The organism is Gordonia sp. (in: high G+C Gram-positive bacteria) (assembly GCF_049299075.1).
In the GTDB taxonomy this organism is placed as follows: domain Bacteria; phylum Actinomycetota; class Actinomycetes; order Mycobacteriales; family Mycobacteriaceae; genus Gordonia.
The window spans coordinates 1-9,404 of the sequence record NZ_JBAQWU010000289.1 but is presented as its reverse complement, the minus strand read 5'-3'; the positions used below and the strand labels follow the sequence as shown (position 1 = coordinate 9,404).

Genomic DNA, 9,404 nt, shown 5'->3' with positions numbered 1-9,404 from the left:
CCCGCAGCCGCGGAGTAGCCACCCGCGTGGCTCGCTGGAGTTCTGTTCGCCCGGAGCGGCGCACGCGGCTGGATCTGATCATCACGGCGGCCATCGTGGTGCTGGTGCTGGCCGCTGGCCTGCTGCTGTGGTGGACGGCTCCGGCCCGCACCACCGAGTTGACGACGGCTACTGCAGATCCCACCGCCCAGTTGCCGCCGGAATCGATTCCCGATGAGCTGCGTGAGCTCTGGCGGGCTCCGTCACCGGCTACCGCAGTGCCCGCGGTAGCCAAGGCCGCGTTCATCACCGGCTCCGGTGGCACGATGACCGGTCACGATCCGGCGACCGGCACCCCGCTCTGGCAGTATCGCCGCACCGCACCGCTGTGCGCGGTGATCGCAGCGTGGCCGGGCGGCGAGAACGACGCTCTTGGCGTGTACCGGAATTCGCGCGGCTGCAGCGAAGTGACGACGTTGGATGCGAACACCGGCGCCCGGAAAGGCAACCGGACCAGCGTTGCCGACAGTGCGATCAGCCTGTCGTACTCGTCGTCGTATGCCTTAGCTGCCGGTTCCACTCGCTTGGAGACGTGGGGCACCAACCTGGTGCGCGGCATCGAGTACGGCCGGGTGGACGCGCCGGTGAACCCGGAAGTGCAGCCCGACCGGCACGACTGCACCCTGTACTCGGCGCTCTCCGGCAACGATCGAGTCGCGGTGATCGAGCGCTGCAGCGGCGACATCGGCTACCGCCTGACCGTGCTCGGCGCGAATCTGGACAGCGACGAGAAGGTCCGCCAGTGGGGCTCGGCCGAGGTCACCGACTCCGCCCACGGCGCACCACCAGTCGTCATCGCGGTGACCGATGCATCGGTGGTCGTGTACGACGGCGGTGGCGACCCCGGCTCGGGACAAAACGGCCCGACGATCCGGTCGTTCGGGCACGACGCGGTGGCGCGTGCGGCGCGTGCGGTCAGCGGCGATCAGATGCCGCCCGTCGGCAGCCGCCCGATCATGACCAGCGGTCTGATCACCTATTGGACGGGGAAGTCGACGCTCGTGCTCGACGCGTCGACAGGTGAGGCGCGCGTGCGGATCGAAGACACCATCGGCCCCGGCGCGCTGTCGGTGGGCCTGATGGTTCCGGTCCCCGGCGGCATCAGTGTGCGCGATCCACTCGACGGCCGGGAACTCCGGCGACTGCCGGTGGACCGCGGCGACTACCGCGGCTTGGTGTCACTCTCGACGCTCGGCGGATATGTCGTGGAGCAGCGCGGCGACGAGATCGTCGCCCTGGGCCGACCCGAGTAGCGCCTAGACCGAAAGCTCGAAAGTCTTGAGCGGCTTGCCATTCCAGTGATCCCACAGGTTCGCGGCGAGCTCCCGATAGGCGGTGGCACCCTTGTTCTTGCGGCCGCGCATCACCGAGGCACCCGATGCGGAGGCTTCGGCGAACCGGACAGTGCGCGGGATCGGCGGGTCCAGGACTGGGAGGTCGTAGCGGTCAGAGACGTCGGACAGCACGTCGCGACTGTGCGTGGTGCGTGCGTCAAAGAGCGTCGCCACAGCCCCGAGGATCGTCAAGTTCGGGTTGGTGATCTGCTGAACCTCAGTCACCGTGCGCAGCAACTGCCCGACGCCGCGGTGGGCCAGGGTCTCGCACTGCAGCGGTACGACAACCTCATCGGCCGCAGTGAGCCCATTGAGGGTCAGGACTCCCAGCGAGGGCGGGCAGTCGATCAGGATCACGTCGAAATCCTGCGCCACCTCGGCGAGGGCGCGTTTGAGTGCGTACTCCCGGCCCGGGCGCATCAGGAGCAGCGCCTCGGCGCCAGCCAGGTCGATGGTGGCCGGCAGCAGGGTGACGCCGTCGTCGGTGTCGAGTAGGACGTCGGCGATATCGTGCGCACCCAGCAGCACATCGTGCACGGATTTGGTGAGGGCGTCCGGGTCGTGGCCGAGGGAGAACGTGAGGCAGCCTTGCGGATCAAGATCGACCACCAGCACCGAGACGTCCTGATCGGCGAGGGCGGCACCGACGGAGGCAGTCGTGGTGGTTTTAGCCACGCCACCCTTCTGATTCGCGATGGCCAGTGTGCGCGTCATGGCGCTAACCCTAATGTCTCACCCAAGTCCGCGTCGGCGGGACCCGCTCGTGCGGACCGCATGTGCAACTGACATCAGGCGTCCGGCGGTAGATCCTCGGCGGCCAGATACTGCAGGGAGACCGGTGCAAAGAGCAAACCGAGTCCGACGAGGGCGACGGCGAGCACCGGCGCGCCGAGCACCGGCAGTCCACTGTCGGTGAGCAGCGACCAGGCGACCGGGATCAGCAGAATTTGGGCGATGACGCCGATGGCACGGCCCCACCGTCGTCCCCGGTAGATCGCCAGCCCACCGGCCAGCACGCCGCCGCCGATGAGCACGAACCACAGGGCCGTACCGTAGCCGCTGATGAAGTCCTCGTGGTGGCCGTTGAGCGACCGGATCACCAAATAGATCGCCACGGCGATACCGAGCGCTCCTTCGATACCGACCAGTCCGCCGGCGATCCGCAGGGTCCGCGGGACGGCCGGGTCGATCGTTGACGGTTCGGAGTTGCTCACCGGTCCAGCCTAATCTGCGGCGCGCGTGAGCCGACGCCGAGGCCGGTGCACAGGGCGCAGCCGGGTACTGTAGATGATCGTGCGCGTCATGCTGGTCACCAATCCCTTTGCCACCTTCACCACCCCGGCTGGCCGGGACACGTTGGCCAATACCCTCAGCGCGCGGTACGACGTCGACGTGGAGCACACCACCCACCGCGGCCACGCTGGCGAGCTCGGGGCACGCGCCGCTGCCGAAGGCTACGACGCGGTGGTCGTACACGGCGGCGACGGCACGGTCAACGAGGTGGTCAACGGCATGTTGGGCGCCCCGGACAGTACCCCGGTCGATCCGGCTGCACTCCCCTCGCTCGGCGTGGTGCCCGGCGGCAGCGCGAATGTCTTCGCTCGGGCCTTGGGCATCGACCGCGATCCGATCGTGGCAACCGCACAGCTCATCACACTGCTGGATGCCGGCAGCCGCCGTCCGATCAGCCTGGGCTACACCCTGAACCGATGGTTCCTTTTTAACGCCGGTATGGGGATGGACGCGATCGTCGTGCGCCGCATGGAGGACAAACGCCGGGCCGGCAAGAAGGCCACCGCGCAGCGCTACTTGCGGACCACGCTGGGTGCGTTCTTTGTCCCGTCGATCACCCCACCGTCGTTCACGGTGGAGGTCCCCGAGAGTGCGCCCATCGAAGGTGTGCGCTTCGGTTTTGTCAGCAATACCGGCCCATGGACTTATCTCGGTACGCGGCCGATCGCCACCAATCCGGGCACTGACTTCGACCATGGTCTCGGTGTGTTTGCCGCCACCAGCGTCGGAGTGCTGCGGAACATCCTGCTCGGTTCGCAGTTACTGCAAGGGTCGGCCGATCCGCATGCCAAGCATCTGTATCGGGACGACGACGTCGACTGGGTCCGGTTCACCGGCGCGGAGCCCGCCGATGTCCAGATGGATGGCGACTACCTGGGAAAACACCAGGAAATGGAGTTCGGCTGTCGGCGCAGCGTGCTGCACGTGGCCGCCCGATCCCTGGAGCACACCCCCACCTGATGCCGTCTCGTCATCGCAGGTAGCCAAAGTTCTACTGGCCGGTAAGCAGAAATTCACGCGCTTGCCAACTACCTGTGATCTATTCGGCAATCATCAGAAAACCCTAGCCAAAGACCTGCACAGGGTAGTACAACGGTTACAGACAGCAAAACAGCACCCCCCACGCGATCATCTTGAGATCCCGTCTGCTAGGTGAGGCACCTGCTGTTTCACAGCCCGTAGTGAAACCACGAGCTCCTCCGTGCGCCGGATTTGGTGCGCGGCGGAGTCATGCCTGAAGGAGTAGAGAAATGGACTGGCGCCACAAAGCCATCTGTCGGGACGAAGATCCGGAACTGTTCTTCCCGGTGGGCACCAGCGGCCCGGCTATTGCGCAGGTCGCCGATGCCAAGCTGGTATGTCAGCGCTGCCCGGTGACCGCCGACTGCCTGAGCTGGGCATTGGAGACCGGTCAGGACGCTGGCGTCTGGGGCGGGATGAGCGAAGACGAGCGCCGCGCGCTCAAGCGCCGCAATGCGCGCACTCGCGCCCGCAGCGTCGTCTGATTCTGCACTACCGCCACAGCGGCCCGGCCGATCTCTTCTCGGCCGGGCCGCTGTGCTGTCCACCGCCCGTTCTGGGTTGCTAACGCTGCCGTGCCGCGCGCTCAGTGCAGCGGGATACGCAGTTCGACGACGGTGCCGACCCGGTCCGGTCCGGGCGTGATGGCGACCTGACCTTGCAGGTCGTTGGATACAATCGTATTCACAATCTGCAGGCCCAGGCTGGTCGACATCGTGAGGTCGAAGCCCGCGGGCACGCCGACGCCGTTATCGGTGACGCGCACGGTCAGTCCGCGCAGATCCCGCTCCCCGTCGACGACAATGCGCGCCGACTCCCGACTATCGGCGAAGCCGTGCTCAATCGAGTTCTGCACCACCTCGGTCAACACCTGCACCAGCGGCATTGCCAGATCCGCGGGTAGCACTCCGAGTCGGCTACCTCGCCGGATGGTCACCGCATCGGCGCCACTGCTCGGCGCCCACACGTCCACCAGGGTGGGGATGAGTCGGTCGACGACGGCGTCGAGGTCCACTTCCTCGTCGACGCTGCCCGAGAGCATTTCGTGCACCAGCGCGATCGAAGAAACGCGGCGCACTGCTTCGCCGAGCGCCCCGATGGTCTCCGGATTGTCGCTGCGGCGAGCTTGCAGGCGCAGCAGCGCCGACACACTCTGCAGGTTGTTCTTCACCCGGTGGTGAATCTCCCGAATGGTGGCGTCCTTGCTGATCAACGCGAGATCGCGGCGCTTCACTTCGGTGACGTCGCGAATCAGCACCACCGCACCCCGGCTGGCCCCGGCGCAGCGCAGCGGGACCGCGCGGATCAGCACACTGGCTCGTCGCGCATCGAGTTCCATGCGTAGCGGCAGGTCCGGCGGCGGCAGCGGCTGGTCGCTGGCAGCGACGGCGAGCATTCCGCTGACGTCGACCGCGTCGAACGGGTCGGTGAGCAGTTCCGCGATCATATCGTCCAACCGGACCGCGCCCAGTTCGGCTGTCCAGCCCATCCGGTGCACCGCGCTGAGCGCGTTGGGGCTGGCGTAGACCACGCGGCCGTCGCGATTCAGCCGGATGAATCCGTCGCCTGCGCGCGGCGTCGAAAGGCCCAGGGTGTTCGCTTCGTCAAGCGGGAACGTCCCCTCCACCACCATCTGGCACAGCGCCTCGGCGGCGTCCCGGTAGGCCGACTCGAGCGGCGACGGCGGTAGCGCCGAACCCGCCGCCCCGGTTCGCCCGAGTACAGCGATCACCGCGCCGTCGACGACGACGGGCACCGCGATCCGGTCAATCAGCAGATCCCCGAAGCGTTGCGGCACACCGTCGCGTTCGATGCGACCGCTCGCAAAGGCCTGCGCCACCTGGGGGTTCGCCCCCTGCGGCACAGACGGCGCGTCCACGCGGTGGCCCACTTCGTCATGCTGAAAGAGTGTCGAGGCGGTATTGGGTCGGACCTGGGCGACGTACACGAGCCGACCATCGGAGCTCCGCACCGCCAGCACGTAGTCGGCGAAAGAGAGGTCGGCGAGCAGCTGCCATTCGGCCACCAGCCGCTGCAGATGCGCAGCTTCGCGGTCGGCGAGGTCCGTGTGCTCGGCGAGGAGGTCGTGGAGGGTGGCCATCAGTCGCGATAGGTGGCAATCACGTCGCCTGCCTGAATCTGATCACCGGGTGCCACCGAGACAGTGTCGAGCACCCCGTCAAACTCGGCGAGGACGGGGATCTCCATCTTCATCGAATCGAGCAGACAGATGGTGTCACCGGCGGCGATGTGCTGGCCGGGCTGTGCGGACACTTCCAGAACTGTTGCGACGATCTCGGCAACCACGTCTTCGACCATGGGCTCATCGTATGGCACTGAGGCACCCGCGGGGCACGCGATTACCGCTGATCGGGCCGGTCGTGACAGAATCAACGATGAACTTTTGCCTAGACATTGAGGAGGTCCGTCATGGGTAAGCGCGGACGCAAGAAGCGTGCACGGAAGAAGAACAAGGCCAACCACGGCAACCGCCCGAACGCCTGAGTCTCTTCCGAGAGAGCTTTTCGGCCCGGCCCTGCGACCAGCGGAGCCGGGCCGAATGCATCGGTGCCGGTGGTGACGGCCGGTCAGTCCTGGCCGGCGCCGTCCAGATAGATCGTCGTCGTGCGGACGACGACGGTGCTGCGGATCTGGACGCGCAGGCGATCGGCGAGACCAGCGGGGGCCGCCTCGGCGCATTTACGGCGCAGCAGCGCCTTCAGTTCGCGCTGCACCGCGTAGTGCTCGAAGCATGACGAGCAGCCTTGCAGGTGTGCCTTGAGTCGATTCTGCGCGGCGACATCGCACTCGTTGTCGAGGAGCAGAAAGATGTCGGCCAACACCGCCGAGCAGTCGAGCGGCTCGCCGCCGGTGGGGCTCAACTCGTCGAAGCTCATCGGTTGGCCTCGCTCGTGGTCCGGCCGATGCCGCGCTCGCGGGCGACGTCGGCGAGGAGTTCGCGGAGTTGTTTGCGGCCGCGGTGCAGCCGGGACATCACGGTACCGATAGGCGTGTCCATGATTTCGGCAATCTCTTTGTACGGCAGGCCTTCAACGTCGGCGTAGTAGACCGCCATCCGGAAGTCTTCGGGCAGCTGGCCGAGCGCGTCCTTGATCTCACTGTCGGGGAGGGCATCGAGGGCCTCTACTTCGGCCGACCGCAAGCCGGTGGACGAGTGCTCGGCACTGGCGGCCAACTGCCAGTCGGTGAACTCGTCGGTCGGGTACTGCGCGGGTTGGCGCTGCTTCTTCCGGTACGAGTTGATGTACGTGTTGGTCAGGATGCGGTACATCCAGGCCTTGAGGTTGGTGCCGGCTTTGAAGGACGCGAAGGCGGTGAACGCCTTGATGTAGGTCTCCTGCACCAGGTCCTCCGCGTCGGCCGGGTTGCGGGTCATCCGCAGGGCCGCGCCGTACAGCTGGTCGAGCAGCGGCAGCGCGTCCCGCTCGAAGCGCGCGGTCAACTCTTCCGGTGTCTCCTCCGGAACGGGGGCCTCCCCCACAGGGTCGTCTGGCGAATCGGCTGGCACCGCAATCCCTTCGCTGGTGATGTGCTCGACTAAGTCTAGCGAGGCACGCATGGGTCGTGCGGGTGCACCGGTGAGCAGGGCTTCTGCAGTCACGACGATGATTCACCTCCAGTATCGGCTGTCGCCTGTCCCAACAACGCCGCTCGCCGACTTGTTCCCGATCGTGGGACAATGGCTCGTATGTGCGGACGGTATGCGGTCACCACGGACCCGGCGCGGCTCGCCGCCGAAATCGACGCGCGCAACGAAGTGCCGGAAGGCTTTGCCGCGACGCCCAACTACAACGGCGCACCGTCGACGACGGTGCTCACCGTCGTCGATCGACATGAGCACAATGCCGCCGCCGAGCCCGTCGACCGCCGCGTCCGGGCCATGCGGTGGGGGCTGATCCCGCCGTGGACCACCGACCTGGGCGCGGCACCGCTGCTGTTTAATGCGCGCGCCGAGACGGTGCGAGCCAAGCCCGCGTTCCGGGCGGCGGCGAAGAACAAACGCTGCCTGTTCCCGATGGACGGCTGGTATGAGTGGAAGACCGGCCCGACCGGAGCCAACGGCAAGCCGACCAAGATCCCGTTCTACATGTCACCGGAGGACGGCTCGCGGCTGTACATGGGCGGGCTGTGGAGCGCGTGGCGCTCGCCCGCGGCGCGGGCCGCCGACGACGCTGCTGCCTGGACGTCGTCGGCGACGATACTGACCACCGAGGCCGTCGGCGCGCACCGAGAGATCCATGACCGCATGCCGTTGATCATGCCGGTCGAGCACTGGGCGGCCTGGCTCGATCCCGACCGTCCCGCCGACCCGGACCTGCTGGCCCCGCCCGCCGAGGCACTGGCCGAGGCGATCGCGATCCGCGAGGTGTCCCCGCGGGTGAATCGGGTCGCGCACAACGGCCCCGAGCTGCTGGACCCGGTCTCGTGAGCGCCACCACGCCGGGCCTCTGGGCGCGCATCGGCTATTTACTCGGCCGGCCGCTCCCGCCGCAGATGCGCGAATGGGTGCGCCGGGACATCACCGGCCGCGGTAACTACCGCCGCTACCTGGTCCGCGGTCTGGTCCCGTTTCTACCGATCGTGATCGCCCTGTGCTTTGTGCCGGCCTCGTGGATGGTCCGCGCCGGGATGATCCTGATTCTGACCATCCCGTTCCTCTACTTCCAGGTGGCGCTCGGTGGCATCTACCGCCGCCACCTGCTGCGCAACAACGGTCTGGACCCGAAACTGGCCGATAGGGTGACGATCATTCGGCTCACCGCGGCTGACGAAGCCTACCGCCGCCAGCACCGTCCGGAGATCGGATCGCAGATCCCCGGCGACCTCCCCGCACCGCCGCCCGAGCCTCGCATCATTGACGCCCGGGTCACGCCGCCCCGCGACGATGCCTGATTCGCGCGGTCGCACTCGGTTCCCGCTGTCGGATTAATCCGACAGCGGCGCCCACATCCGACCGCGCGAGCGGCTAACCGTACGTGTAGTTCCCACGAGGGGCGAGGCGTGCGTGGTCTAGACCGATGTCTTGTTCGACCCGAATTTGTTGAGCAGCCAGAGGAACAAGCAAGCACCCGCCAGGCAGGTCAGGAAACTGAAGAACCAACCGCCACTGTTCACGTCCACGCCGACCAGCCAGAGAATGAATCCACCGATCAGGCCACCGACTATGCCCGCGCCGATGTTCTGCCAAATGCCCATCTGGGCGTCCTTGCCCATGATCTTCGACGCGATCCAACCGGCGAGCCCGCCGATGACGATCCAGCCGATGATTCCCAGTCCCAACATCACATTCTCCTTCGTCGCGAAGCCCCGCTCGTGCGGTCCCTGCCCACCACGCTAGCTGTCGACCGACATGACGACGGGCGCGACTGCAACTGCAACTGCAGACTCGAGGGCGAGGGACCGCTCCACCGGTTCGCCCGGCGGCAATACCATCGCCGCGTGCGCAGCCATGGTGAGATGGATTCATGACCCCATCGACCGCCCGACAAGCATTCGCCACGAGTTACGGCGAGCCCGCCGAGTGCGTCGAGGTGCGCAGCGTCGAGGTCGGTGTGCCCGGTCCCGGGGAAGTGCTCGTCCGGGTCGGAGCTGCCGGGGTGAATCCGTTCGACGCCAAGCAGGTCCGCGGCCAGGTCGGCGCCGATGAGAACAAGCTCCCGATCCCCCTCGGCGGCGAGGCAGCGGGCACCGTCGCGG

The 9,404-nt window shown here is 67.0% G+C and carries 14 protein-coding genes; 7 read left to right on the top strand and 7 right to left on the bottom strand.

Annotated elements, in window-relative coordinates:
• Positions 1–26: 26 nt before the first annotated feature.
• A complete protein-coding gene (locus WAW85_RS08830) occupies positions 27–1,292 on the top strand; it encodes a hypothetical protein (protein ID WP_422559241.1) in 1,266 nt (421 codons plus the stop codon).
• Between the two features lie 3 nt (positions 1,293–1,295).
• On the opposite strand, the gene WAW85_RS08825 is transcribed toward WAW85_RS08830, so the two are convergent.
• Both WAW85_RS08825 and WAW85_RS08820 read right to left on the bottom strand, forming a co-directional pair.
• Entirely contained in the window at positions 1,296–2,087 is a 792-nt protein-coding gene (locus WAW85_RS08825) for a ParA family protein (protein ID WP_422559238.1), read from the bottom strand.
• 74 nt (positions 2,088–2,161) lie between these two features.
• On the bottom strand, positions 2,162–2,587 hold the full coding sequence (locus tag WAW85_RS08820) for a hypothetical protein (protein WP_422559237.1): 426 nt from the start codon (positions 2,585–2,587) through the stop codon (positions 2,162–2,164).
• Positions 2,588–2,666: 79 nt separating this feature from the next.
• Here WAW85_RS08820 and WAW85_RS08815 point away from each other — a divergent pair, with 79 nt between their 5' ends.
• Both WAW85_RS08815 and WAW85_RS08810 read left to right on the top strand, forming a co-directional pair.
• Positions 2,667–3,626: a diacylglycerol/lipid kinase family protein gene (locus WAW85_RS08815; protein WP_422559240.1), complete on the top strand. Its 960-nt coding sequence runs from the start codon at positions 2,667–2,669 to the stop codon at positions 3,624–3,626.
• A gap of 290 nt (positions 3,627–3,916) precedes the next feature.
• Entirely contained in the window at positions 3,917–4,171 is a 255-nt protein-coding gene (locus WAW85_RS08810; protein WP_205329241.1) for a WhiB family transcriptional regulator, read from the top strand.
• Between the two features lie 101 nt (positions 4,172–4,272).
• Here the strand turns inward: WAW85_RS08810 and WAW85_RS08805 are convergent, their stop codons facing one another.
• Both WAW85_RS08805 and WAW85_RS08800 read right to left on the bottom strand, forming a co-directional pair.
• Positions 4,273–5,787 carry a sensor histidine kinase gene (locus WAW85_RS08805; RefSeq protein ID WP_422559236.1) on the bottom strand — a complete coding sequence of 505 codons (1,515 nt, stop codon included), beginning with the start codon at positions 5,785–5,787 and terminating at the stop codon, positions 4,273–4,275.
• Positions 5,787–6,005 carry a biotin/lipoyl-binding carrier protein gene (locus WAW85_RS08800; RefSeq protein ID WP_422559235.1) on the bottom strand — a complete coding sequence of 73 codons (219 nt, stop codon included), beginning with the start codon at positions 6,003–6,005 and terminating at the stop codon, positions 5,787–5,789. Before WAW85_RS08800 ends, WAW85_RS08805 begins: the two co-directional genes overlap by 1 nt.
• Before the next feature lie 111 nt (positions 6,006–6,116).
• Between WAW85_RS08800 and WAW85_RS08795 the strand changes: the two genes are divergently transcribed.
• The gene (locus WAW85_RS08795) at positions 6,117–6,191 is read left to right on the top strand and encodes a 50S ribosomal protein bL37 (RefSeq protein ID WP_371307617.1); all 75 of its coding nucleotides are present in this window, start codon (positions 6,117–6,119) and stop codon (positions 6,189–6,191) included.
• Between the two features lie 83 nt (positions 6,192–6,274).
• Here the strand turns inward: WAW85_RS08795 and rsrA are convergent, their stop codons facing one another.
• Together rsrA and WAW85_RS08785 are read right to left on the bottom strand one after the other, a co-directional pair.
• On the bottom strand, positions 6,275–6,583 hold the full coding sequence (gene rsrA / locus WAW85_RS08790; protein ID WP_422559234.1) for a mycothiol system anti-sigma-R factor: 309 nt from the start codon (positions 6,581–6,583) through the stop codon (positions 6,275–6,277).
• On the bottom strand, positions 6,580–7,266 hold the full coding sequence (locus WAW85_RS08785) for a sigma-70 family RNA polymerase sigma factor (RefSeq protein ID WP_422559239.1): 687 nt from the start codon (positions 7,264–7,266) through the stop codon (positions 6,580–6,582). The genes rsrA and WAW85_RS08785 overlap by 4 nt, the downstream gene beginning before the upstream one ends.
• Before the next feature lie 129 nt (positions 7,267–7,395).
• On the opposite strand from WAW85_RS08785, the gene WAW85_RS08780 reads away from it, so the two are divergent.
• Both WAW85_RS08780 and WAW85_RS08775 read left to right on the top strand, forming a co-directional pair.
• A complete protein-coding gene (locus tag WAW85_RS08780) occupies positions 7,396–8,136 on the top strand; it encodes an SOS response-associated peptidase (RefSeq protein WP_422559233.1) in 741 nt (246 codons plus the stop codon).
• Positions 8,133–8,600 (top strand): DUF5313 family protein, encoded by a 468-nt coding sequence (locus WAW85_RS08775; RefSeq protein WP_422559232.1) that lies wholly within the window; start codon positions 8,133–8,135, stop codon positions 8,598–8,600. The genes WAW85_RS08780 and WAW85_RS08775 overlap by 4 nt, the downstream gene beginning before the upstream one ends.
• A 117-nt stretch (positions 8,601–8,717) precedes the next feature.
• On the opposite strand, the gene WAW85_RS08770 is transcribed toward WAW85_RS08775, so the two are convergent.
• Positions 8,718–8,990, bottom strand: a complete 273-nt coding sequence (locus WAW85_RS08770; protein WP_422559231.1) for a GlsB/YeaQ/YmgE family stress response membrane protein — start codon at positions 8,988–8,990, stop codon at positions 8,718–8,720.
• A 182-nt stretch (positions 8,991–9,172) separates the two neighbouring features.
• Between WAW85_RS08770 and WAW85_RS08765 the strand changes: the two genes are divergently transcribed.
• A partial coding sequence (locus WAW85_RS08765; protein ID WP_422559230.1) for an alcohol dehydrogenase catalytic domain-containing protein occupies positions 9,173–9,404 on the top strand: 232 nt, incomplete at its 3' end.

What these genes read in the sequence shown, in the direction of transcription:
- rsrA (WP_422559234.1), bottom strand. Translation starts at nt 6,583, where the DNA reads ATGAGCTTCGACGAGTTGAGCCCCACCGGCGGCGAGCCGCTCGACTGC.
- WAW85_RS08780 (WP_422559233.1), top strand. Translation starts at nt 7,396, where the DNA reads ATGTGCGGACGGTATGCGGTCACCACGGACCCGGCGCGGCTCGCCGCC.
- WAW85_RS08800 (WP_422559235.1), bottom strand. Translation starts at nt 6,005, where the DNA reads ATGGTCGAAGACGTGGTTGCCGAGATCGTCGCAACAGTTCTGGAAGTG.
- WAW85_RS08810 (WP_205329241.1), top strand. Translation starts at nt 3,917, where the DNA reads ATGGACTGGCGCCACAAAGCCATCTGTCGGGACGAAGATCCGGAACTG.
- WAW85_RS08785 (WP_422559239.1), bottom strand. Translation starts at nt 7,266, where the DNA reads ATGCGTGCCTCGCTAGACTTAGTCGAGCACATCACCAGCGAAGGGATT.
- WAW85_RS08825 (WP_422559238.1), bottom strand. Translation starts at nt 2,087, where the DNA reads ATGACGCGCACACTGGCCATCGCGAATCAGAAGGGTGGCGTGGCTAAA.
- WAW85_RS08770 (WP_422559231.1), bottom strand. Translation starts at nt 8,990, where the DNA reads ATGTTGGGACTGGGAATCATCGGCTGGATCGTCATCGGCGGGCTCGCC.
- WAW85_RS08805 (WP_422559236.1), bottom strand. Translation starts at nt 5,787, where the DNA reads ATGGCCACCCTCCACGACCTCCTCGCCGAGCACACGGACCTCGCCGAC.